Genomic DNA, 23,349 nt, shown 5'->3' with positions numbered 1-23,349 from the left:
GGCTTAAAGGGGAGGGCATGTTTGGCATCGACATCATGGACGCCGCGCTTTTGCCGGCCATTCTCATCGCCATCGTGGGCGGGCTGATCTCTTTCGTCAGCCCCTGCGTGCTGCCGATCGTGCCGCCCTACCTTGCCTATATGGGCGGGATCTCGATGGACGAGATGGAGGGCAGCGCGGCTTCTTCCGGGCGGCGGCGGGTGTTGGTGGCGGCGGGGTTCTTCGTGCTGGGCCTCTCCACCGTCTTCCTGCTGCTCGGCGCGGCGGCCTCGGCGCTGGGGGGCGTGTTCCTCCAGAACCGCGAATGGTTCACCATGGGGGCGGGGCTCGTCATCATGGTGTTCGGCGCGCATTTTCTCGGCGTTTTCACCCTGCCGTTTCTCAACCGCGAGGCGCGGATCGACGCGGGCGACCGGGGCGGTTCGGCGCTGGGGGCCTATGTGCTGGGCCTCGCCTTTGCCTTCGGCTGGACCCCCTGCCTGGGGCCGATCCTTGGTGCGATCCTCTCGATGGCGGCGATGGAGGGCGATGTGGCGCGCGGGGCCTTCCTGCTGGCGCTCTACGCCCTCGGGCTGGGCCTCCCGTTCATTGCCGTGGCCGCCTTCTTCCCGCGCCTCAAGGGGCTGATGGGCTGGATGAAGCGGCACATGGGCCAGATCGAGCGGATCATGGGGCTGCTGCTCTGGACGGTGGGGCTGCTGATGCTCACCGGCGCCTTCTCGGATTTCTCCTACTGGCTGCTCGAGATGTTTCCGGCGCTGGCGACGGTGGGGTGACGCTCCCTAGTTTCGCCAAAATCCCTTGCTAAGAGCGCCGGAACGGCAAGGATAGGGGCCATGGCTGAGACGAGGGCAGAGCAGGATGTGGCACGCCGCCGGGTGATCTATATCCCCGGCTATGATCCGTTTCATCCGCGCCGCTACCGCGAGCTCTATCGCAAGGAGAGTGCGGCGCAGGCGGAAATTTCGGGCTATGATATCTCGCAACGCCCGCTGAAGGGGCAGGGGCCCTTTGCCTGGGGCGTGGACAGCGTGGTTGGCGGGGCGGAGACGCAGGCTCAGATCGAGGTGTTACTCTGGTCGGACATCGTGAAGGCCTCGATGAACCCCTCGATCCCGGCAACCTATGCAATGCTGCTGCGCACCGCATGGACCTATATCGCCTCGGGTGCGCTCTTCCGGCTGATGCGGCTGCGCAAGGGGCCGGTGATCGCCGCGCTCTACCCGATTGTCTTCCTGCTCGGGCAGCTGCTGCTGGCCGTGGCGCTCGGCTACGGGGCCGCCCGGCTGGGGGCCTCGGCGCTGCTGCAACTGCCGGTGCCGGTGCATCTTGGGGTGACGGGCGCGATGCTGGGGATCATCCTTTTCGTCGCCGTCGCATGGGGCGTGCTCAGCTGGTTTCGCAAGCACGACAACAAGTTTTTTGCCTATTATCTGATGCACGACTACAGCTATTCCGCCCGCCACAAGGGCGGCAATCCGCCAGAGCTGGAGGCGCGGATTGCCGCGTTTCGCGCCCGGGTGGAGGAGGCGCTGGCGAGCAATGTGGACGAGGTGCTGGTGGTTGGACACAGCTCGGGCGCGCATATCGGCATCTCGGTGCTGGCGGACCTGATGCGCAGCGGCTGGCGGCAGGGCGAGGGGCCGCGTCTCGGATTTCTGACGCTGGGCCATGTGGTGCCGATGGTGAGCTTTCTGCCCAAGGCCGACAGGCTGCGCGCCGATCTGCATGACCTCTGCCAATGGGACCAGGTCACCTGGGTCGATGTGAGCGCGCCGGGAGACGGCTGCGCCTTTGCGCTCTGTGACCCGGTGGCGGTGACAGGCGTTATGCCCGAGCACGGCAAGCGCTGGCCCCTGGTGTTCTCGGCCGCCTTCACCCAGACGCTCTCGCCGGAGAAATGGGCCGAGATCAAGCGGCGGTTCTTCCGCCTGCATTTCCAGTATCTCTGTGCCTTTGACCGCCCCGGGGATTACGACTACTTCCTGATCACTGCCGGGCCGCTTTCACTCGCTGCACGCTATGCAGAGCGGCTGCCCTCGAAGAGCCGGATCGAAACCCCCGCCTCGCGCTACACCTCGCGGGCGGCATGAATTTTCTTCCCTGCGCCGTCAGCCTCGGGCTTGACCCGAGGGCCCGTTGGCGGGAGATCCTCGGGTCGAGCCCGAGGATGACCCCACGATGACCTGCCCGCATCTGCCGCCAAAGCCGCCCTCGCGACCTGAGAAGACATCGTTGCGCAACTATATCCGCCTGTTTCGGCAGGATATTCTCTCGGCCCAGCCGGCCAAGCTCTACCGCGCGTGGATGGCCGAGTTTCGCACCCCGTTCTTTCGCAGTTACCTGGTGAACGAGCCCGCGCTGGTGGACCTCGTGCTGAAGTCGCGGCCCGACGATTTTCCCAAATCCAACCGGGTGCGTGAGGGGCTGGCGCCGCTGCTTGGCAACTCGGTGTTCGTGACCAATGGCGAGACCTGGAAGCGCCAGCGGCGGATCATCGACCCCTCCTTCGAGGGCGGACGGCTGCGCGAGACCTTTCCGGCGATGCTGGAGGCGGCGCGGGCCTGCGTGGCGCGGATGGAGGCCCGCGCGGGCGAGGTGGAGGTGGAAGAAGAGACGAGCCATGCGGCGGCGGATGTGATCTTCCGCACGCTCTTCTCGATCCCGATCGAGCATGAGATCGCAGCGCGGGTCTTCTCCGAGTTTCGCGCCTACCAGCGGGCCCAGCCGATCCTGAACATCGCCGCCTTCCTGCCGCTGCCGCGCTGGGTGCCGCGGTTTCACAGCCGGGAAGTGAAACGCACGGCGGCCTCGATCCGGGCGCTCATCACCGAGTTGACGGCGGCACGGGCGGCTGAGATCGCGGCGGGCGATGCGCCCGATGACCTAGCCACGAAGATCATGACCACGGCGGACCCGCTGACGGGGGAGCGGTTTGAGACCGGGGAGATGGTGGACCAGGTGGCGATCTTCTTCCTCGCAGGGCACGAGACCTCGGCCTCCGCGCTCGCCTGGGCGCTCTACCTTCTGGCGGCCTTTCCCGAGGTGCAGGCACGGGCGGCGGCGGAGGCGGATGGCTTGCCGGAAAATCCTTCGTTTTCCGATATCTCCCGCCTGAAATTCATCCGAGATGTCTTCCGCGAAACCCTGCGGCTTTATCCGCCAGTGCCGATGATGGTGCGGGAGAATGTGAAGCCGGAAACCTTCCGCAAGCGCGCGGTGAAGCCCGGGGCGCAGATCGTGCTGAGCCCCTGGCACCAGCAGCGGCACGCGCGGCTGTGGAGCAACCCGGATGGCTTTGACCCCGACCGCTGGCAGACCGAGGAGGGCAGGCGGTGCGGGCGGGAGGCCTACATGCCGTTTTCCGCAGGTGCGCGGGTGTGCACGGGGGCGGGGTTTGCGATGGTGGAGGGGCCGTTGATCCTGGCGATGCTCCTGCGTAGGCTGCGGTTTTCAACGGTGGAGAGCAGGGTACCGCGCCCGGTGGCGCATCTGACGGTGCGGGCGGCCGAGGGGATTCACCTGAACGTGGCGCCGCGCTGAGGGTGGCTCATGCCTTGGACGCCAGCTTCATGTAGTAGCCCAGAACGAAGACCCTGATGGCCGAGGCCAGGCCACGCTCCACGCCGCGATCTGCATCAATTGCGGCAGCCAAGGCATTGATTGGAATGTCTTTTTCCTCCGCAATCTTCCGAAAGGCGCGCCAGAACTCGGGTTCGAGCGACACGGAGGTGCGGTGCCCGGCGAGTGTCAGCGAGTGCTTTTCGGGCCGCGCCATGGCCTAGCGCCGGGCGCGGTCACGCAGCGCCGGGCGCACGCGCGGGCCGTAGCCGGCCAGCTCATGTTCCAGTTCGGGCAGGGCGGCCATGATCTCTGACCAGAGCCCCGCCTCTTCCCTGACCGGGCGCAGGTTGCCGGGGTGGAAGCTTTCCATCTCCAGCCCTTCAACCACCATCACGGCGTGCCGCTCCAGCAGAATCTGGACGTAGGTGATGCCGTTGCGCGGGATCGACTTGCAGAACCCGTCGTGGCGGCTGAGGGCGGTGGCCGAGACCAATTGCTCGTCCTCAGGGTTGGTGTTGGAGCGCATCAGCAGGCCGGCGTTGGGCGAGATCTCCAGATCCTGGCGCGGATAGGTGCCGTTAATGGTTCCGGCGCGCACCCGCACCGGGCAGAGCGCCGGGCAGGCGCTGAGCTGTTCGCGCGTGAGGCGGGTGAGGCCTACCCACTTGATGCGAAGCGGGCCCATGTCCTTGGTGTCAACCATGTCGCCCGTGCGCAGCTGACCCGCGGGCACGGCGCCGTCGGGGGTAAGAATGCGGGCATGGGCCGAGATCGCGCTTTCCAGCCAGACGCCGGGGGTCGGATCCGCAGCAAAGCTCCTGATGGCGGGTTTGGCGGCCCGGCTCAACCGCCGCGCGGCGGGCAACAGCCGCGCCAGCCCCGGCGCCACGTAAGCCTTTGCGAACACGCCCGTATCAACGGCGGTATGCGCGGTGAATTCCTTGATGTCAGCCTGAAGTTCGGCCCGCGTCAACCGCGGTGCCCGTGCCAGCTCGGTCCCCATTCCCGTCTCCGTCTCGCGGGGAGTGGCCCCGCGCCTGCCTCATGATTTTTGCCCGGTTGTCCGGGTCTGGTGGCGAAGGTCGGGCCGAAATGCGGCAAGAATGTGGCGGGCGATTCCCCGCTCATCAGAGCGATTCGAGCTGTGGCAAATATGCCCGGCGGTGTTGCATTTTCTTGCTGCAAATACTCCGGGGGTGCGGGGGCTGGCCCCCGCTGCGCGCCGGTTCAGTCCTCGTCGCGCCGGGTTTGCTCGTGCGCCTGCGCCTCCCGCGCGGCCTCCGCCTTCGCGCGCGCCTTCTCGGCCTTGGTCAGACCGTGGAAGGCGGCGTTCTGGTCGGCGCGGGCCTTCTTCTCGGCCCGCGCCCTGTCTTTGCGAAACCGGTTCAGGTTGACCGGCTTTTCGCTCATTTCGGTCCGATCATGTCTTCCGGCCGCACCACCTTGTCGAAGGTCTCCTCATCGACGAAGCCAAGCGCGATGGCCTCTTCCTTCAGGGTGGTGCCGTTCTTGTGGGCGGTCTTGGCAACCTTGGTCGCGTTGTCGTAGCCGATGGTGGGGGCCAGCGCCGTCACCAGCATCAGGCTTTCCTGCATCAGCTTCTGGATGCGCGGCTTGTTGGCCTCGATGCCCGAGAGCATCCGCTCGGTGAAGCTGTCGGCCACGTCGCCCAGAAGCTGGATCGACTGGAGCAGGTTGTAGCTCATCATCGGGTTGTAGACGTTCAGCTCGAAGTGGCCTTGGCTGCCGGCAAACTTGATGGCGGCGTCATTGCCCATGACGTGGGCGGCGACTTGCGTCATCGCCTCGGCCTGGGTCGGGTTCACCTTGCCGGGCATGATTGAGCTGCCCGGCTCGTTCTCCGGCAGGATCAGCTCGCCGAGGCCGGAGCGGGGGCCGGAGCCGAGGAAGCGGATGTCATTGGCGATCTTGTACATCGCGCCCGCCACGGTGCTGAGCGCGCCGGAGAGGAAGACCATCGCGTCATGGGCGGCCAGCGCCTCGAACTTGTTGGGCGCGGTGACGAAGGGCAGATCGGTGATCTTGGCCATGTTGGCGGCCACCGTCTCGCCCCAGCCCGGCGAGGTGTTCAGCCCGGTTCCCACGGCGGTGCCGCCCTGGGCCAGCTCGTAGATCCCCGGCAGGGCGGCCTCGATACGTTTGATGCCATTGCGGATTTGCGCGGCGTAGCCCGAAAACTCCTGCCCCAGCGTGAGCGGCGTGGCATCCTGCGTGTGGGTGCGGCCGATCTTGATGATGTCCTTGAACTCTTCGGCCTTCGCCTCCAGCCCGCTGGCCAGCTTTTCCAGCCCCGGCATCAGCACGTCGCGCACCGACATGGCGGCGGCAATGTGCATGGCGGTGGGGAAAGTGTCGTTGGAGCTTTGGCCCATGTTGCAATGGTCGTTCGGGTGGACCGGGTCCTTGGAGCCGATCTCGCCGCCGAGGATCTCGATGGCGCGGTTGGCGATGACCTCATTGGCGTTCATGTTGCTCTGGGTGCCCGAGCCTGTCTGCCAGACGACGAGGGGGAAGTTGTCATCGAACTTGCCGGCGACGACCTCGGAGGCGGCCTGGATCACGGCGTCGGCCAGTTTGGCATCCAGCTTGCCGGAGGCTTTGTTCGCCTCGGCACAGGCCTGCTTGATGACGCCGAGCGCGCGCACGATGGCGGTGGGCTGCTTTTCCCAGCCGATCGGGAAGTTCATGATCGAGCGCTGGGTCTGGGCGCCCCAATACTTGTCGGAAGGAACTTCAAGTGGCCCGAAGCTATCGGTCTCGGTACGGGTATCGGCCATGACTGCGCCCTTTGCTGGTGATGTCGGGGGAGACATACCGGAAGGCGCGCGACGGTCAATGGTGGGTTAGCGCAAACGGCGCTCATCGCCGCCCCCGGGCGCCTCTTCGCGAGGACGCCTCGAAGGGCGGACGAGCAAGCCCCTACTGCGCCCGGCGGGTAAACACCCAAACGTGCGCCGGCGGCAGGTTGGCCCAGGTGATGCCGCGGCGGCGGGCGCTGACGCCGAGTTCGGCCTGCATCTCGGGGCTGATCGGGCTACCAGGGGAGTAGGTGATCTGCACGAAGATGCCGCCGGGGCGCATGACCTCCAGCGCGCGGCCGACCACCTCGCGCTGGATCGTCGGACGGGCCAGCACCGGGACGCCGGAGATGACAGCACCGATGCCGGAAAGGCCGGTTTTTGCGATGTCCTGCGCGGGGCGGTTGAGCACGTTCACGCCCGGGAATTTCTGCCGGAGGGTTTCGCAGAAGCGCGTGTTGGTTTCCATGCAGGTCAGCCGCGAGGGATGAACGCCGCGCTGGAGGATCGCCTTGGTGAAAGCGCCGGTGCCCGGCCCGATCTCGACAATCGGGCCTTCGATCGCCTCCAGCCCCTCGGTCATCTTGCGGGCGACGGCGGCGGAGGAGGGCGCGACGGCCACCACCTCGCCGGGTTTGCGGAACATTTCTGAGAGAAACACGGCAAAATCGCTCGGCATGGCAGGCCCTCTGGAGCTGTGAGACTGGCCTCAGTTGCACCGGCGCTCCGCGCACAGGCAAGCGCCGATCACGCCTGTTACTGAAGTTTCACCAAGCTGAAACAGAGCCGTTGCGCGGCTGTTTCCAAACCATCAAGAAACGCCTTCTGCGCAGCCTCTCAGGCGGCGAGATCGTAGTGCCGGATGCTGCGCGACTCAACGAGCGCGTCTTCTGCCGGGTCGATATGGGGCGTGGTGTAATCCTCGCCGACAAAGGCCTTGAGCGCCTCCAGGCTCTCCCAGACCATCACGAAGCTGAACTCGCGCGGGCTCTCGGGCCGGGCGGCGCCGGGCAGCACCTGGGCGATGCCGGGGGTGCTCTTCATCAGCGGTATGGCGGTGTCGTGGAAGAAGCGGGCAAACTCCGCCTCCTTGCCCGGGCGGGTCACGACCTGGAATATGCGCATGATCATCTGCCTGTCCTCCCTGAACAGAAACTGACAGGCGCATCATAGCACAAAGCGCCCGGGGCTCGGGGCGCGGGGGGGAGGCGAGGGACTGGGCGGCTTACTTGCGGAAGCTGTCGAGGCTCACGACCTCGGCGTCATGCTGCTCTTCGCTCTCTTCCACGTTCTCGGCCATGGGGGCGGGGGCGATGCTGTCATCCTCTTCGTCCTCGTCCTCCTCCTGGCTTTCGAAGCGCAGGCCGAATTCCACCGAGGGGTCCACGAAAGTGGCGATGGCATCATAGGGGATCACCAGCCGCTCCGGTGCGTCGCCGAAGTTGAGGGTGACCGAGAAGCCATCGTCGGTGACATCGAGATCATCGAACCAATGCTGCATCACCACCGTCATCTCCTCGGGGTAGCGCTCGCGCAGCCAGTCGGCGATGTCGACCCCCTCGGCGCGGGTGTCGAAGGTGATGAAGAAGTGGTGCTGCCCGGGCAGCCCCCGCTCCGCGACCTCGGCCAGAACATCGCGGATCAGGCTGCGCATCGCCCGGTGCATCAGTCTGCCATAGTCGATTTCTGTGCTCATCGGCGGGGGGCCCTCAGGGTGTTTCTTTGCCGTCAGCATAAGGGATTCGAAGCTGAATGACAGGTCCGAAATGGCGGCTAGGTCAGCAGGCCCGTGGCCAGCCCGGCCAGCGCCATGAGGGCCAGCGTGGTGGCCATCCCGCGGCGCAGCGCCAGCATCAGCACGGCCGCAAGCACCGTGAGCACAAGGGCGCGCGGCTGGAGCGTGGAGAGCACGGGCAGGGCCGGGCCGGCGGTGTGCACCTCGGCAAAGAGCACATGCAGCGCGAACCAGAGCGACAGATTGACGATCACGCCAACCACGGCGGCGGTGATCGCCCTCAGCGCACCGGCGAGGCGGGGCTGATGCGTGATCCATTCGAGGTAGGGCGCACCGGCGAAGATCCATAGGAAACAGGGGATGAAGGTGCCCCAGAGGGTCAGCGCGGCGGCGGCCAGCGCGGTGCCGAGGCTCACCTTGGCGCCGGTGAGCGCGGCGGTGAACTCGGTGACGAGGATCAGCGGGCCGGGCGTGGTTTCGGCCAGTCCCAGCGCGTCGATCATCTCTTGCGTGGTGAGCCAGCCTTGCGTGCTGACGACCTCCTGCGTCATGTAGGCCAGCACCGCGTAAGCCCCGCCGAAGGTGACGACGGCGAGCTGCGAAAAGAAGAGGCCGATCTCGGTGAGCAGCTCGGAGCCCGCGACGAGGGCGAAGGGGGCGACCCAAAGCGCAAGGAAAGTGACCACGGTCATCCCGGTGCGCCGGGCGGTGCCGGGGGGAAGCACAGGTGCTGGTTCCGGGGCGGTGACGGCACCGCGCAGTGCGCCCCAGAGCCCGGCGGCGGCGATGATGAGCGGGAAGGGCAGGTGGACCGCATAGATGGCAAGAAAGGCGAGGGCGGCGAGCGCCAGCCCCTCGGCCATGAACCCCGGCCCGAAGGCGCGTTTGGCGAGCTTGATCAGCGCCTGCACCACGATCACCACCACGGCGGCCTGGATGCCGAGAAAGAGGCTTTGCACCAGCGGCACCTGCCCCCAGGTGGCATAGGCCAGGGCGAGGGCCAGCACGACCAGCGCGCCGGGCAGCACGAAAAGCGTGCCCGCGATCAGCCCGCCCGGAATGCCACGCAGCCGCCAGCCCGCATAGGTGCAAAGCTGCATGGCTTCGGGGCCGGGGAGCATCATGCAGAAGGACAGGGCGGAGAGATATTGCTTTTCGGTCAGCCACTTGTGCCGCTCGACCAGCTCCTCATGCATCAGCGCGATCTGCGCCGCAGGGCCGCCGAAGGAGAGCAGGCCGATGCGGGCGAAGGTGCGGGTGAGGGTGGAGAGGGGGACGGTCATGACAGTGGGCATGACGGGGGAATATGACGGCGAAGTAAAGTGCAGGCTTCTGTTGCCCAAGTGTAGCGCCGAAGGCGATGCGCGTTGCCCGACAGAGCGGATGGCACAGCCATCTGCGGAGTCGGGAGATGCGGGTGGGAAGTAAAGTGCAGGCTTCTGTTGCCAGGTGCCTGCGAACCCCGCCTTACCTGGCTAGAGGCAAGGACTTAAGATTTCGATCTTTCGCGCTGCATTAAGCAGCGAGAGCGACCGGAGCACGATTGTCGTTGGCAATTATGCTTAACGGACCGATATCGGTGGTACCTCACCGAGACAAAGCTAACCCCTTTAGACGTTCGTCGATCCTGTTTCGGCCCCATGATCCCCCAACGAGAGAGTTTGGTGGAGCCGCCGGGTACCGCCCCCGGGTCCGATCCGCTTATTACGAGCGCGTTTATGTCCATAGTCCCGTCGCCGGAACACCTCATAGATAGGCGCGGGGCGGGGCAAATTCAAGGCACTTTCCGGCAGCGGGCGGGGCGGTTACACTCTTCTCATTGTCATTTCGAAGCAAGTCTTTCCAAGGAGTCACCAGATGAAAAACACCATTTACCTCAGTGCCTTCGCCGCTGTTCTTGGCACCGCTGCCGCGGCAGAATCCGTAGCGCCCAGCTGTTCGGACTATACCACCGACAAGGCCGGCTGGAGCTGTTTCTGCGAGGCGAATGCCGCGCCGGGCTCGGTCTGGGGCTCGGGGCCCTATACCGCCGACAGCAACGTGTGCACTGCGGCGCGCCATGCCGGCGTGATCGGGCCGGAGGGCGGCATGGTCTCCCTGAAAACCGTGGAGGGGCAGGCCAGCTACACCGGATCGGAGGCCAATGGCGTGACCACCCGCGACTGGGGCAGCTTCGCCCAATCCATCGCCTTCCCGCCGCCTGCGGCCACATCGGAGCTGGCCAAATGCAGCCGCTTCCCGAGTGGCACCGAGAGCCACAGCTGCTTCTGCCCGGCAGATGCCAGCCGCCAGCGGGATGTCTGGGGCTCGGGGCCCTACACCGGAGACAGTGACATCTGCGCGGCCGCCTTTCACGCGGGCGCGGTTGGCGAGGCCGGCGGCGATGTGACGGTGCTGCGGGTGCCGGGGCTGAAGACCTACACCGCCTCCGAAGCCGGTGGCGTGGCCACAAGTGATTGGGGCGGCTACGATTTTTCGATCGTCTTCAACCAAAACTGAGCGCGACATTCTGGCCCCTGACGCTGCGTGCCGCGGGGGCTAGACTGCGCCCATGATCGGCTTCTTCTCCTCCCGCAAGCGCTTCTCGGACCTCACGGAACAGGAAGTGCTCGCGCTTGCGATCTCCTCAGAGGAAGACGATGCGCGCATCTACCGGGGCTTTGCCGAACGGCTGCGCGAGGAGTTTCCGGGCACGGCGCAGATGTTCGAGGAGATGGCTGTGGAGGAAGACGCCCACCGCCGCCGCCTGATCGAACGGCACCAGGCCCGGTTTGGCGAGGTGATCCCGCTGATCCGGCGCGAACATGTTTCCGGCTATTACGCCCGCCGCCCGGTCTGGCTGGCCGAGAACCTGCCGCTGGATAAGATGCGTGAACTGGCGGCCGACATGGAGCGCCAGGCCGAGCAGTTCTACCGCACCGCCGCATCTCGCACGCAGGACGCCGAAACCCGCAAGCTCCTGGGCGATCTCGCTGCCGCCGAGGCAGGCCACGAAAAGAAGGCCGGGGCGCTGGAAGAGCGGCACCTCGATGGCGAGACGCGCGAGGAGGAAGACCTCTCCGCCCACCGCCAGTTCGTTCTCACCTGGGTGCAGCCGGGCCTCGCCGGGCTGATGGATGGCTCGGTGAGCACCCTGGCCCCGATCTTCGCCACCGCCTTCGCCACGCAAGACCCGTGGACGACCTTCCTCGTCGGCCTCGCCGCCTCCGTCGGCGCGGGCATCTCCATGGGCTTCACGGAAGCCGCGAGCGACGATGGCCAGCTCTCGGGGCGTGGCTCACCCTGGAAGCGCGGGGTGGCCTCCGGCGTGATGACAACGCTGGGCGGCCTCGGCCACGCGCTGCCCTACCTCATCCCGCATTTCTGGACGGCGACTGTGATCGCGCTGATCGTCGTTTTCGTAGAACTCTGGGCGATTGCCTGGATCCAGAACCGCTACATGGACACCCCCTTCTTCCGGGCCGCCCTGCAAGTGGTGCTGGGCGGCGCGCTGGTGCTGGGTGCGGGGATATTGATCGGCGGCGGCTGACGAGTTTTTGTGCCTCCGGCGGGAGATATTTGGAGCAAGAAAATGAAACAAGGCCGCGCTTTGCCCGCAGGTTGTGACAACTTGAACTAAATGCACACTGTTCATTTTCTTGCTGAAAATACTCAAAAACAAATAGATAGAATGCGCCGAAGGCGCGCATTTTAATTAAAGTCTATTCGTCCGGCTCGATCAGCCCCAACCCCCTCAGGTAAATCCCGATTCCGGTCTCCAGCAGCTCTTCGGGCGGGAAGGGCGCGCGGGTGCCGGGGCTGCCGCGCGCGAAGAGCTCCACCACCCCGTGTGACATGGCCCAGACATGGGCCGAGAACATCGCGGCGGGGGGGCGCTTTTCCGGTGGTAGGCGGTCGGCCAGGCCGGCGGCGGCGCGCTCCAGCACGGCTTGCGCGCGGGCGGCCCCTCTGGCGAGGTCGGGGTCGCGCGCCAGGGAGAGGCCCGCTTCGAACATCGCCTGGTAATGGCCGGGAAACTTGCGGGCGAAGGCGAGGTAGGCGCGGCCCGTGGCTTCGAAGCTGCGGATGGCCGAGGGCTGGCCCTGCTCGAAAGCGTGTTCCATTACGTCGCCGAAGATCGCGTAGCCCTGCTTGGCGACCTCGGCCAGCAGGTCTTCGCGACCCTCGAAATGGCGATAGACGGCAGCCGGCGTCACGCCCGCGTCTTTCGCGGCTTCCGAAAGGGTAAAGCCCTGCGGCCCCTTCTCTTCGATGAGCCGGATCGCCGCCTCCACCAGTGCCTGGCGGAGATTGCCGTGATGGTAACCGCGCCGGGCCATCAGGCCGACCAGATCTCCGGGCCGCCACAGATCTTCGGGTCGGGGGTGGCCACCAGTTTCTCGTCCTTCCCGGTGTAGTCGAGGCGGCTCAGAACCGCACGGATGGCGGCGATACGGGCACGGCGCTTGTCGTCGGAGCGGATCACGACCCAGGGATTGCGGGCGGTGTGGCTCATGGCGAAGGTTTCACGGATGGCGGCGGAGTAGTCCTCCCACTTTTTCAGGCCTTCCACGTCGATCCACGACAGCTTCCATTGTTTCAGCGGGTCGTCCTCGCGCTCCAGAAAGCGGCCAAGCTGCTCGGCGCGCCCGACGTTGAGCCAGAGTTTGACGAGGTGGATGCCATCCTCTGTCAGCATCTGTTCGAAGCCCGGCAACTGGGTGAAGAAATGTTTGCGCTGCGCGTCCGTGCAGAAGCCGAAGACCTTTTCGACAACGCCGCGATTGTACCAACTGCGGTCGAACATCACGAACTCGCCGCCCGCTGGCAGTTGGCGGACATAGCGCTGGAAATACCATTCGCTGGCCTCGGTTTCGGTCGGCTTCGACAAGGCCACGACGCGGGCCGAGCGCGGATTGAGGTTTTCACGGAATCGCTTGATGGTGCCGCCCTTGCCGGCGGCGTCGCGCCCTTCAAACACCACCGCAACGCGGGCACCTGTTTCCCTGATCCAAGCGAGCATCTTAACCAACTCGATCTGGAGCGCCTCCAGCGTGTCTTCGTAGTCGTCCTTATCCATCCGCTTGTCGTAGGGATAGTCCTCGAGGATGGTCTTGCCCTCGGCCTCCTTGACCGCCTCGCGCAGGTCTTGAGGCGCCTCTTCGTTGAAGAATTTCGAGATCGCACCGTCAAAGGGGAGGTTGGTCATGGGGCGTGTCCAAGCGGTTGAAAAGGCTTGGGCAGTATGGGCGTGCGTGGGGCTCAGCGCAATCCGGCGCGGGCGGCGGCGCGGTCGATGGCGTCGAGTGTTGCGCGCGGGTTGGCATGGTGCGGCATGTGCCCGACGCCGGGCAGGGCGGTCACACGGGCGCCGGGGATGAGCGCGGCCATGGGACGGGCATGCACGTCGATGCCCACCGTGGTGTCGGCGGTGCCATGGACGATTTCGACCGGAATGCGCAGCGACGGGTAGCGGGGTGCGAGCTTTTGCAGGGAGGCCTTGAGCTTGAGCACCTGCTGGCCGTTGTTGCGCAGGGTTTCGGCCCGCACCGTCAGCGGCGCGCCCACGTGGTCGAGGTAGCCGGGCGGCGGGGCCTGGGGCTTGAAAATGTCGGCCAGCGCGCTTTCGATCCGCTGTTCGGAGGCCAGCGCCGAGATGACGGGCACGGCGAAGGTGCGTCCCGCGGGCGAGCCGGTGAGCGAGTAGAACCCGTCAAGCGGGCCGTCCCAGGGCATCGTCGCCCCGGCGAGCGACACCACGGCGGCCACCCGCTCGGGTTGCTCCACCGCCCAGGCCATGGCCACCGCGCCGCCGTAGCTGTGGCCGACGATCACCGCCTTCCGCACCCCCAGTTTTGCGGCGAGCGCATCGAGGATGGCGGCCTGCTGCTGGGGCGTGCCACCGCCGGGCAGCGCCTCGGAATGGCCCAGCCCGGGGCGATCGACCGCGATGACGCGGTAGCGATCGTCGAGTGCATCCACCATGCGGAAGGTGAAATCGCGCAGGTTGCCACCCGCGCCGTGGATGAGGATCACCGCAGGGCCGCGCCCGGCCTCGACGTAATGCACCCGCTTGCCAGCCACCTCCACCACCGGCCCGACGGGCGGGTAGGCGGCCTCGGCGGCGCGGCGCTGGCTGGCGGAACAGCCCGCAAGCAGTCCGATCAGGGCGACGAGCCCGAGGCCGGCGATCCACATCTTCGATATCATCCTCAGGCGCCTCTTATCCACTTCATCCACCGTGGATACGCAGCGGGGCGGCGGGGAGTTTCATCACGAGGCGGTATCTGTCCCGATCTGCGCCATGTCGAACGGCGTCGTCTGGTAGATCTCGTTGATCCAGTTGCCGTAGAGCAAGTGGGCGTGGGAGCGCCAGCGGTTGAGCGGCTTCTGGCTCGGGTCGTCATCAGGGTAGTAGTTTACGGGCACGTTGATCGGCGTGCCGGCATCCACGTCACGGTCATACTCTTCCTTCAGCGTGCCACTGTCGTATTCGAAGTGGTTGAAGATGTAGAGCGCGCGGTGGCCCGGATCTTCCACCAGGCAGGGGCCGGCCTCGTCGGAGCCGATCAGGATGTTCAGCCCGGCGGCCTCCACCTCCTCGGTCTTCATCTCGGTCCAGCGGCTGACCGGGATCAGCACGTCATCGCTGAAGCCGCGCAGGTAGGGCGAGGCGGGCGCGAGGTTGGCGTGGCGCAGGCAGCCGAAGAGCTTGTGATCGAGCAGGTGCTTGGGCACACCGTGGAAGTGGTTGATCATCGCCATCCCGCCCCAGCAGACGCCGAAGGTGGAATGGACGTGGCTTTGCGTCCAGTCCATCACCCGTTGCAGCTCGGGCCAGTAGGTGACCTCTTGGAAGGGCAGGTGCTCGATGGGTGCGCCGGTGATGATGAGCCCGTCGAACTTCTGCCCGCTTGCCTCGACCTCGGAGAACGGCCGGTAGAAGGCCTCCATGTGCTCGGCGGCGGTGTTCTTCGTCTCGTGCTCGCTCATCCGGATCAGCTGAAAGTCGATCTGGAGGGGCGTCGCGCCGATGAGCCGGGCGAACTGGGTTTCGGTCTGGATCTTCTTGGGCATCAGGTTGAGCAGCCCGATGCGGATGGGCCGGATATCCTGACTGTGCGCGCGGCCCTCGCCCATGACCATCACGCCCTCGCGCTCGAGCACGGCATAGGCGGGAAGGTCGGAGGGCAGGGTGATGGGCATGGGTGCGAGCCTGTGGATTGAAAGGTTGGTGGGGGCTATCTGGGGCGAATGGGGCCGGGTTCAAGCATCAGACAGTATCGGCGATAACGGCATCGACCTCGATTTCGACGAGCCACTCGGGATTCACGAAGCGGGTGACGGCCATGATCGTATCGACGGGCCGTGCGTTGACACAGTAGGGTTTGCGGGCGTCGATCGCCTCTTTCCATCTGTCGATATCGGTCAGGATGACGCGGGTGCGAACGATATCCTGCAAGCCCGATCCGGCCTCTTCAAGCGCGGCCTTGATGATCTCGAAACACTGCGTGGTCTGTGCAAAGACATCCCCCACGCCCACGGTGTTACCTTCGGCGTCCACCGGGGCCGTGCCGCCAACAGAGATATAGGGGCCGACGCGGACGGCTCGGCTGAAGCCGACGATTTCTTCCATCGGGTTACCGTTGGAGATGAGCTGGCGCATGGTTCGGTCCTCCTAATGTCAGCTGGTCAGTCCTTGCTCAGGTGTGGGTCTTGCGCTCAAGGGCGCGAGCGATGAGCTGGTTGAAGGCTTCTTCGCTGGTCACCGCCTTGGCCTCGTCGGCGGTGATGCTGACGCCCCAGTTCTTAGCCATCGCCTCGTAGAGCGGCTGGCGATGGGCGAGGGCCTTGGCATAGGTGAAACGGATGAAGGCATCCGGGTCAACATCGGCCTCTTCGAGGTTGTTTTCGCTCAGATATTCGGCCCAGACGCGGGCCAGAAAATCTGGGCGGTAGCTCATGGGTTTGGGGGCCTTGTCGAAGCGGCGGATCAGCTCGGCGGTATGCGCCTCGCTGCCCTCGATCCAGACCATCAGGCACTGGCGGCTGAGTTCCGTCAGCAGCGGATCGGCTATATCCTCCGGGTCCACCCATTCGCAGATCGAGCCGCCGGTGTCGCAGATGAAATGCGGGTAGCCGTAGAGCGCCTCGGCCCGTTCGATGAAATAGCCGGTATCGCGCAGGGCGTTCTCTTCGGCCTCGCGGAACTGGGCCTGGCGGCGGGTGTATTCCACCATCTCCATGCCGCCCTTCTCCGGGCTGCCCGGCTTGCCGAGGTAGGTGGAGACGGGGGCGAGGTTGTGAAAGGTGATGTTGGAGCCGATGTAGATGCTGTCGGTCATCAGCAGCTCGCGCAGGAAGGGGACCTTCATTGCCTCGCGCTTGGCGTTGTCGGTGATCCGCTCGCCCATGTAGCGGGTGCCGATGCGGTAATCGATCGAGTAGTGAAACCACTGCCCGCTGTCGCGCAGGAGCTGGCTCAGGTGGGTTTTGCCCAGGCCGGACATGCCGAAGAGCAGCACGCGCTTGCGGTCTGCGGCCTGCCAGTCGGCTGCGGTTTCATAGATCATGGCGTCCCTCGTCGCTTCGGGGCGAGGGGTAGCGCGCCGGGGCGGGGGCGGTCCAGCGGAATCAGGCGGTTGTGCCCCGGATGCGCCGCCACAGTCGCCCGTCGAGCACGATGAGCCCGGCGGCCAGCAAGGCGAAACCGGCGTAGGCGCGGGGGTGGAGCGCCTCGTTCAGCACCAGCGCGCCGAGGCCGATGGCGACCGGCGGGATCAGCAGGGTCACCAGCAGCAGGTTGCCCGCGCCTGCCATGGCGAGCACGCGGTAATAGAGCAGGTAGGCGCAGGCGGTGGCGATGAGTGCGTAATAGGCGATGGCGGCGGTGCCGTGCAGGCTGGTGGGCAGGTCGATGCCGCCTTCGAGTGCGAGGGTGAGCGGAACAAGCATGAGCGTGGAACAGGTGAGCATCCCGGCGGCGGCGACGAGGGGCGAGAGGCCGCGCAGCCTGATCCGCGCCCAGGCGCCTGCCAGCGCGTAGCAGAGCGTGCCCGCCAGCACCGCGAGTTGCGCCAGAGATCGCAGGGAGAAGCCCGCGAGCACGGCGGGGCCGACGGTGACGGCCACGCCCGCAAAGCCGAGGCAGACGCCCGTGAGGCGGCGCGCGGTGAGCCGCTCGTCGGCAAAGGCGAGGGCAGCCACCAGCACCCCGGCGACGGCGGTGAAGGCATTGAGGATCGAGGTCAGCCCGCTTTCGATAGAGAGCTGCCCCCAGGCCATGAGGGTGAAGGGCAGCACGTTGTTCAGCAGGCCCATCACCGCGAAGCTGCCCCAGAGCGCCGCGCCGCGTGGCACGGCCTCGCCCCTGAGCCAGACCAGCCCCCAAAGCACCAGCGCCGCCCAGCCGACCCGGTGGCAGACCGAGGAAAGCACGCTCACCTCGTCGAGCGCCACCCGGATCGACAGGAAGGAGGCGCCCCAGATCAGCCCCAGAAGCAGAAGCTCGGCCCAGGCGCGGGCGGAAATGTCGTTGGAGCCTGTCATGGCGCCTACCTAGCGGGCCGCGCGCGGTGGGGCGACCCGGAAATTGCGGTAACGCCCGTCGCGGCGCGCGGCAGCGGTGAGAGCCCGGGGGAAGATCCTCGGGTCAGGCCCGAGGATCACGCGGCGCGGGGTGGGCTGCCGTAAACGAAAAAGCCCCGGGCGCGGTGCCCGGGGCCTTTCCCTGTCCCTCTGTTCCGCGGCTGCGGTCAGAAGTTGTATCCGACGCGGATGCCGACACCCAGCGCGGTGTTGTCTTCGAAGTCGGCCAGCGGGGCGACGGCGCCGCCGGTGAAGGCCGCGGGGGCCTGGGTTTGCGCATCGCCGATCCAGCTGTAGTTGATGCCGCCGGTGATGGTGGCCTTGCCCACGGTGTAGCGGCCCGCGAGCCCGATCGAGGTGCGCCCGTCTGTCGGGCCGAGGTTGCCGGCGAAGCCGCCATTGGCGTTTTCGTAGCTGATGGTGGCGATCCCGGCGAAATCATCGGTGAAACGGCGCGCGATCCCGAGGGTGTAGGTGATCACGTCATCCTCGTAATCCACCAGGCTGCCGATGGCCCCGCCGTAGAGCGTGGGGGTGATGTCGAAGGCCGACCAGTTGACCCAGCGCACCGAGCCGAGCAGCAGGGTGCCCTCGGCGATGCCGGTCTGAGCTTCCAGCGTGAGGGACTGCGGGAACTCGGTTTCGAAGCTGGTGGGCACGCCGGGGGCGAGACCGCCGGAGAAGTCCTCGGTCACCTGGAATTCCTGGGTGATCGCGGAGTTGTAGGTCAGCGCGATGCGCATGGCGATCTCGGGCTTCTCGTAGGCGACGCCCACGAGATACCCGAGCTTGGTCTGGTTCGGGGCGACAAGGTTGTAGTTGAGCGAGGCGGCGGGGACCACGACGTTCACGTTGCCATCCACGTTCTGCATCCGCAGGCCGCCGTAGACGGAGAAGCCGCCATCCATCTTGTACTTCAGAAGCAGCTTGACCTCGGAGGTGTCGAGGTCGGCGTTGGAGCCCGAGTAGGGGTAGGCGGTGCCGGGGGCGTAATCGACATCGGCGCCATAGGGCTGCTCGAACTGGATCCCCAGCGAGAGCCGGTCATTGAGGTCGGTCTTGTAGGCGAAGCCGAGGCTCGTGTAGCCGCCTGTCATGTCGCCCGACTGGGCCCCGGCGAAGGGGCCGAAGGTGGCTGTGCCCGACACGTCGGGGCTGACGCGGCTGATGCTGAACTCGGCGTAGCTGCCCTGCTCGAAGAGGAAGGCAACGGATTGGTTGGCCCGCTCGATGCCGCCCGCGGAGGCGGCGGCGGTGGTGGCCAGAAGGGCGGCGGTGGCGCTAATAGTGCGTTTCATTTCGGTCTCCTCCCCGAAGTGTCTCCCGATTGACACCTTTTTGAGGACACCGTGATGAGGCGTCAATTTGTTACCCTGCGTCAGAGCGTGAAACGCTGCCGGAGCGGCTCGAATGTCGCAAAAACCGTGTCGGGAAGCACACAGGTGGGGGCGAAGCCGGTTATTTCGCGTTCGCGCGAAGGTTGATGAAGTTGCCGGTCAGGATCAGGCCTGCACCCAGAACCACCCAGAGATCCAGCGACTCGCCGTAGAAGACCATTCCGACGAAGGCGAGCAGCGGCAGGCGCAGGAAATCCATCGGCATCACGATGGACGCGGGCGCCAGCGACAGGGCCCGGGTGAGGCAGAAGTGGGCCGAGAGCCCGGCGAAGCCGATGAGGACCACGAAGGGCAGGGCCGCGGTGGAGGGCCAGGCCATCTCGCCATCCAGGAAGCCGCAGATGAGCCCGAAGACCGCCTGCATCGTAGTAATGTAAAACAGGATGCAAAGCACAGTGGCCTGCCGGGTCAGCAGCTTGGTGAAGACAGCGGTAAGCGCAAAGCCGATGGCGGCGGCCGCGGCCGCGGTGAGGCCGGGGTCCAGGTTGGCGAGGTCGGGGCGGGAGACGACCAGCACGCCCAGAAAGCCCATCAGGGCTGTCACCATCTTTACGGCGGTGAAGCGTTCGCCCAGGAAGAGCGCGGCCAGCAGGATGACCCAGAGCGGCGAGGTGAACTCGATGGAGACGACCTGTGCCAGGGGAGCCGTGGCGATGGCAAAGAACCACAGGTTCTGCCCGGCGAAGTGGAAGAGGTTGCGCGCGAAATGCAGGTGCAGGTTGCGCGTGGAGATCTGGCCCAGCTTCTGCGTGGCCAGCCCGACGGCCACGACGATCGCGATGCCGACGAAGCTGCGGTAGGTCATGATCTCGAAGGTGTCGAGCTCCTCCGACACCGTGCGTCCCGCCACCGCCATGGTGGCGAAGGAGGCGATGGTGCCCAGCATCCAGGCCATGGCCGGAAGCAGGGCATGGGCCTCGGGCGCGCGGGCACGCGCGGCGGTGCCGGCCGGCGCAAGCTCGCCCGGTGAGGGGGGCGTGACGCTCACGCCTCCTCCTCGGAGACGGTGAACTCACGGGTGATACCGGAGGAGGCCTTGCCCCAGGCGCTGTCCTTCGTGCGCGCCTGGTGCGCGGCGAAGGCTTCGGCGCTTTCAAAGAGCTCGTCGAGGTGCCAGACCATCGGATCCTCGCCCTGGGTGAGGTCGAAGCGCAGGTTGCCCGGCTCGGCGCGGGAGAGGCGGATGTGCTCGGGCAGGTGGGTACGGGCGATCTCGGCCTCGGCCTCCGTTTTGCAGACCAGCCTGCCGGTGACGTGGATCTTTCCCATGGTGCCCTCCCTTGTGCGCGCGGAAGGTGGTCTGCCGGGCGGGGAAGGTCAAGCGCTGGCGTGCAGGGCGCGCGCGGCGCGCCGGAGGCCGGGCAAGGGGGCCGCCGTGGCGGCATAGGTGCAGAGGCCGGTCAGGACGCGCGGCGCAGGGGCAACACCTGGTCCTGCGCCGCGTCCGGCGCGGCTGCGGGGGCGTAGCGTCCGGGCGCGGCATGCTGGGGGCCGAGGCGGGGCATGGGGCGCGGTCGGGCGATCCGGCGGGCGATGTCGACGGCGGCGAAGGCCAGGGCAAGGCGGGTGGGCGCGGCGAGATAGAGCCGCTCCCAGCGCGGTGCGAAGCAGGCCTTGAACTGGCGCAGGCCGGCCCCGCCAGAGGCCGTGTCGAGCCGGGCGCGCAGGGCGGCGAAGAGCCGGGGCTCGGGCGTCGCGCCCTCCGCGGCGGGGCCGCGCAGGGGCACGGCCGCGAGGGAGAAGCGCTGGCAGCCGCGACGTGCGGCCTCTTCGATGGCGCGGGTGACGAGGGCGTGCATGGTGCCATCCGGGGCGGCCTCGCTTGTGGCGGCGCCTTCGGGCCGGGTGCGCATCAGGTCGAGCACCCATTCGCGGGTGGAGACATGAAAGCTGGCAAAGCCGAGCATCTGCCCCCCGGCCCGGGCGACGACGCGAGACTGGTGGCCGATGTAGATCGGGCAGAAGCGCCCCATCGAAAAGCCGCGCGACCCGCCACGCCCGGCCTCCCATGCGACGGAGATCGCGGCCATTTCGGCAGCGGTCTCGGGGGCAGGCGGGCCGTGCTCGATGGTGATCTCGAGCCCTGCCTTCTCGGCGCGGCGCAGCTTGCGGCGCAATTGCCGGTGATCCGGGCTGTCGATGCAAAACCCCATCGGGTCCAGCACCGCTTCTTCCGCCACGGGAAGCAGGCGAAAGCCCGCGCGGCGGGCGGTGGCGGCCATGCGGTGGCCTGCCTTGTAGATCACCGGTGCAAGCCCGCGCGCCCGGGCTTCGGCGCGCAGAGCGGCCAGCCAGTGCCGCCGCGCGCCCCAGGGCCCGAAGGGCGCACCGATGGCAACGAGGGCCGAGCCGGTGGGCCCGGCGGCCCAGCCTCCGCCTGCGCCGGGCGCTTCGAGCCAGCCAAGCTCGCCCTGGCGGATCAGCCCGGCCTCGGCCCGGCGCGCGGTGGCGAGGTGCCAGCCGAGATCGGCCGAGGGCGGCTCCCCGGCGCGGCGGAAGGTGGGGCGGTGGCTCGACTGCGCGTGGCGTTCCTGCCGCAGGGTGGCCAGCGAGCGCATTGGCCCCACTGCCGCCGCCAGCAGCCCCATGCCCGCAGGAAGCGCGTAGTAGACGAGACGGAACCCGAGGATCGCGCAGGAGAGCGCCGCGCCGTCGACCTGTGCCAGAAGAAGCACGAGCGCCGCCTCGAACGGCCCTGCGCCCCCCGGCGTGCCGCCCATGATCCCCGCGCCCAGCGCCAGCAGGAAAGCGGGCAGCAGCGCAAGGAAGGGCAGGCCCGCCTCGGGCGGCAGCAGCAGCCAGAAGGCCAGCGCAGCGGCGGCGCAATCGAGGCTGGCGAAGACGGCGATGCGGGCGGCGAGCCAGATGGAGGGCAGGCGCGGCAGGCGCGACAGCCCGCCCCAGTAGGGCGGCCAGAGGCAAAGCGCCACCACGAAGCCCCCCAGCGCAAGGCCCGCCAGCCCCAGCGCCTCGGCATAGGGGAAGGCTGACGGCAGCAGCACGAGGCAGAGCGAGGTGAACAGGCCCCACCCGGCCAGGAAGGACAGGGCGACGGCGGCGGTGACGCCGAGCGCGCGGGCCAGCCCCAGCCCCGGCAGCATCCGCCAGCGCAGCAGCGCCCCGATGATCAGGCCGAACCCGGTAGACTGGCTGACGGCGATGGCGGTGACCCCTGCGCCCTGAACGGCCTCCTCGTTCTGCCCGGTGGCGAGCCACCGGTGGATGGCCTGGTCATACCGCCCCAGCGCCCAGAAACTGACCGTGGTCATGCAGAGGGCACCGACCCAGCGGCTGCCGGGCAGATCGGAGAGCGCAGCCCAGCCCGCCGCAAAATCGAGGCCGTGCAGCCAACCGGCGAGCAGGGGCAGCAGCGCCAGCACGCCCAGGATCGGCAGACCCTGGCGCAGCACCAGCCGCCCGAGACCCGCCTGCCTCAGCGTGCCCGCTGCCCGTTGCAGCCCGTGCGTGACCTTGCCCATTGCGACTCCCGGAAGGATTCCTGCGCATGGTGCTAGCAGGGCCGGGTGACCAAGGGCTTAACCACCGCCCTGAAAAGCGAAACGGCCGGGCGGGGCCGGCCGTTTACATGGGGGTATCGTGGAGGCTGACGGGCCGAAGCGCCTGTCAGCTCTCTTCCATCAGCTGGGCTTTGGCCTCGGCCATCAGGGCCTTCATCTGGGCGCGGATGGTGGCTTCGTCGGCCTTGTCGCCAAGGTCGCCCGCGACCTTGCGATAGACGTCCTCGTCACCCGCTTCTTCGAAGTCGGCCTTCACCACTTCCTTGGCGTAATCCAGCGCCTCGTCGCCGGCCTTGCCGAGCAGGCCGGCAGCCCAGAGGCCGAGCAGCTTGTTGCGGCGGGCCTCGGCCTTGAACTGCATCTCGGCGTCATGGGCGAACTTGTTTTCAAAGGCGTTTTCGCGGTCGTCGAAGGTGGACATGGGGGCCTCCCGGTTTCTGATCCTTGCCCCTATGTAAGTGCCGCGCGTCGGGATGGGAAGGCATGAATGGCCGCAGGCGGCTAGAGCCCGAACAGCTGCGCGAGACGCGCGGCGGCGGCGGCGCGCACGGGCTCGGGGCGGCTGCCGCGGGCCAGCAGATCGCGGGCGCGCGCGAGGGCGGCGTCGGTGCGCCCGGATTCGAGGTCTGCGGTGAGCGCGTCGAGCCATGGCACCTGCTCGTCCTCCGGCAGGGCATCGGCGACGGCGCTGACCAGAAGTTGGGTCACCTCGTCTTCGCGCGAGACGGGCGAGACGGGCGGGGCGGCAT

The 23,349-nt window shown here is 67.1% G+C and carries 26 protein-coding genes and 1 other RNA gene; 5 read left to right on the top strand and 22 right to left on the bottom strand.

The genetic code is table 11. From position 1 onward, the window contains the following. Positions 1-17: 17 nt before the first annotated feature. From DYI42_RS18200 to DYI42_RS18190, 3 genes are all read left to right on the top strand, one after another. Entirely contained in the window at positions 18-776 is a 759-nt protein-coding gene (locus DYI42_RS18200) for a cytochrome c biogenesis CcdA family protein (RefSeq protein ID WP_213547810.1), read from the top strand. A 60-nt stretch (positions 777-836) separates the two neighbouring features. After that, entirely contained in the window at positions 837-2,093 is a 1,257-nt protein-coding gene (locus DYI42_RS18195; protein ID WP_213547799.1) for a hypothetical protein, read from the top strand. A gap of 88 nt (positions 2,094-2,181) precedes the next feature. Continuing rightward, positions 2,182-3,543 carry a cytochrome P450 gene (locus DYI42_RS18190; RefSeq protein WP_213547808.1) on the top strand — a complete coding sequence of 454 codons (1,362 nt, stop codon included), beginning with the start codon at positions 2,182-2,184 and terminating at the stop codon, positions 3,541-3,543. 7 nt (positions 3,544-3,550) lie between these two features. Here the strand turns inward: DYI42_RS18190 and DYI42_RS18185 are convergent, their stop codons facing one another. From DYI42_RS18185 to ssrA, 9 genes are all read right to left on the bottom strand, one after another. Then, a complete protein-coding gene (locus DYI42_RS18185; RefSeq protein ID WP_213547797.1) occupies positions 3,551-3,778 on the bottom strand; it encodes a ribbon-helix-helix domain-containing protein in 228 nt (75 codons plus the stop codon). A gap of 3 nt (positions 3,779-3,781) precedes the next feature. After that, the gene (locus tag DYI42_RS18180; RefSeq protein ID WP_213547796.1) at positions 3,782-4,567 is read right to left on the bottom strand and encodes a Hint domain-containing protein; all 786 of its coding nucleotides are present in this window, start codon (positions 4,565-4,567) and stop codon (positions 3,782-3,784) included. 224 nt (positions 4,568-4,791) lie between these two features. After that, positions 4,792-4,974: a DUF4169 family protein gene (locus DYI42_RS18175; RefSeq protein WP_213547794.1), complete on the bottom strand. Its 183-nt coding sequence runs from the start codon at positions 4,972-4,974 to the stop codon at positions 4,792-4,794. Further along, positions 4,971-6,362, bottom strand: coding sequence for a class II fumarate hydratase (gene fumC / locus DYI42_RS18170; RefSeq protein WP_213547793.1), 1,392 nt, complete (start codon positions 6,360-6,362; stop codon positions 4,971-4,973). Before fumC ends, DYI42_RS18175 begins: the two co-directional genes overlap by 4 nt. Positions 6,363-6,504: 142 nt before the next feature. Beyond that, positions 6,505-7,029 carry a class I SAM-dependent methyltransferase gene (locus tag DYI42_RS18165; protein WP_244868006.1) on the bottom strand — a complete coding sequence of 175 codons (525 nt, stop codon included), beginning with the start codon at positions 7,027-7,029 and terminating at the stop codon, positions 6,505-6,507. Positions 7,030-7,220: 191 nt separating this feature from the next. Then, positions 7,221-7,514: an antibiotic biosynthesis monooxygenase family protein gene (locus DYI42_RS18160; protein WP_213547791.1), complete on the bottom strand. Its 294-nt coding sequence runs from the start codon at positions 7,512-7,514 to the stop codon at positions 7,221-7,223. Between the two features lie 94 nt (positions 7,515-7,608). Beyond that, entirely contained in the window at positions 7,609-8,079 is a 471-nt protein-coding gene (locus DYI42_RS18155) for an SspB family protein (protein ID WP_213547790.1), read from the bottom strand. A gap of 77 nt (positions 8,080-8,156) precedes the next feature. Continuing rightward, entirely contained in the window at positions 8,157-9,401 is a 1,245-nt protein-coding gene (gene chrA, locus DYI42_RS18150) for a chromate efflux transporter (protein ID WP_213547789.1), read from the bottom strand. Positions 9,402-9,546: 145 nt separating this feature from the next. Then, positions 9,547-9,900: a transfer-messenger RNA gene (gene ssrA, locus DYI42_RS18145) on the bottom strand. A gap of 75 nt (positions 9,901-9,975) precedes the next feature. Between ssrA and DYI42_RS18140 the strand changes: the two genes are divergently transcribed. Further along, on the top strand, positions 9,976-10,617 hold the full coding sequence (locus tag DYI42_RS18140) for an LCCL domain-containing protein (RefSeq protein WP_213547788.1): 642 nt from the start codon (positions 9,976-9,978) through the stop codon (positions 10,615-10,617). 52 nt (positions 10,618-10,669) lie between these two features. Further along, positions 10,670-11,647 carry an iron exporter MbfA gene (gene mbfA / locus DYI42_RS18135; protein ID WP_213547786.1) on the top strand — a complete coding sequence of 326 codons (978 nt, stop codon included), beginning with the start codon at positions 10,670-10,672 and terminating at the stop codon, positions 11,645-11,647. Positions 11,648-11,819: 172 nt separating this feature from the next. Here mbfA and DYI42_RS18130 read toward each other — a convergent pair whose 3' ends face one another. The 13 genes from DYI42_RS18130 to DYI42_RS18070 form a co-directional block, all read right to left on the bottom strand. Next, complete coding sequence (locus DYI42_RS18130) at positions 11,820-12,437, bottom strand: TetR/AcrR family transcriptional regulator (protein WP_213547784.1); 618 nt, start codon at positions 12,435-12,437, stop codon at positions 11,820-11,822. Then, the gene (gene ppk2, locus DYI42_RS18125) at positions 12,437-13,306 is read right to left on the bottom strand and encodes a polyphosphate kinase 2 (RefSeq protein ID WP_213547782.1); all 870 of its coding nucleotides are present in this window, start codon (positions 13,304-13,306) and stop codon (positions 12,437-12,439) included. Before ppk2 ends, DYI42_RS18130 begins: the two co-directional genes overlap by 1 nt. Before the next feature lie 53 nt (positions 13,307-13,359). Beyond that, entirely contained in the window at positions 13,360-14,307 is a 948-nt protein-coding gene (locus tag DYI42_RS18120) for an alpha/beta fold hydrolase (protein WP_244868005.1), read from the bottom strand. 63 nt (positions 14,308-14,370) lie between these two features. Then, complete coding sequence (locus tag DYI42_RS18115) at positions 14,371-15,303, bottom strand: homoserine O-succinyltransferase (RefSeq protein ID WP_213547780.1); 933 nt, start codon at positions 15,301-15,303, stop codon at positions 14,371-14,373. 67 nt (positions 15,304-15,370) lie between these two features. Beyond that, positions 15,371-15,763 carry a Rid family hydrolase gene (locus DYI42_RS18110; RefSeq protein WP_244868004.1) on the bottom strand — a complete coding sequence of 131 codons (393 nt, stop codon included), beginning with the start codon at positions 15,761-15,763 and terminating at the stop codon, positions 15,371-15,373. Between the two features lie 37 nt (positions 15,764-15,800). Beyond that, a complete protein-coding gene (locus DYI42_RS18105) occupies positions 15,801-16,670 on the bottom strand; it encodes an ATPase (protein ID WP_213547778.1) in 870 nt (289 codons plus the stop codon). Between the two features lie 61 nt (positions 16,671-16,731). Continuing rightward, positions 16,732-17,646, bottom strand: a complete 915-nt coding sequence (locus DYI42_RS18100; RefSeq protein WP_213547776.1) for a DMT family transporter — start codon at positions 17,644-17,646, stop codon at positions 16,732-16,734. A gap of 206 nt (positions 17,647-17,852) precedes the next feature. Then, positions 17,853-18,983 (bottom strand): outer membrane protein transport protein, encoded by a 1,131-nt coding sequence (locus tag DYI42_RS18095; protein WP_213547774.1) that lies wholly within the window; start codon positions 18,981-18,983, stop codon positions 17,853-17,855. 160 nt (positions 18,984-19,143) lie between these two features. Next, positions 19,144-19,977, bottom strand: coding sequence for a DMT family transporter (locus DYI42_RS18090; RefSeq protein WP_213547801.1), 834 nt, complete (start codon positions 19,975-19,977; stop codon positions 19,144-19,146). Positions 19,978-20,066: 89 nt separating this feature from the next. After that, a complete protein-coding gene (locus DYI42_RS18085) occupies positions 20,067-20,351 on the bottom strand; it encodes a putative quinol monooxygenase (protein ID WP_213547772.1) in 285 nt (94 codons plus the stop codon). A gap of 131 nt (positions 20,352-20,482) precedes the next feature. Beyond that, entirely contained in the window at positions 20,483-22,561 is a 2,079-nt protein-coding gene (locus DYI42_RS18080) for a phosphatidylglycerol lysyltransferase domain-containing protein (RefSeq protein WP_213547770.1), read from the bottom strand. Positions 22,562-22,706: 145 nt separating this feature from the next. Further along, positions 22,707-23,021, bottom strand: a complete 315-nt coding sequence (locus DYI42_RS18075) for a DUF1476 domain-containing protein (protein WP_213547768.1) — start codon at positions 23,019-23,021, stop codon at positions 22,707-22,709. 80 nt (positions 23,022-23,101) lie between these two features. Beyond that, the coding region (locus DYI42_RS18070) for a hypothetical protein (protein ID WP_213547766.1) at positions 23,102-23,349 on the bottom strand (248 nt) is incomplete at its 5' end.

This window comes from Vannielia litorea (assembly GCF_018424695.1).
GTDB lineage: Bacteria > Pseudomonadota > Alphaproteobacteria > Rhodobacterales > Rhodobacteraceae > Vannielia > Vannielia litorea_A.
Note: the sequence above shows the minus strand (reverse complement) of the source record. Positions and strands in the feature narration are given on the sequence as shown.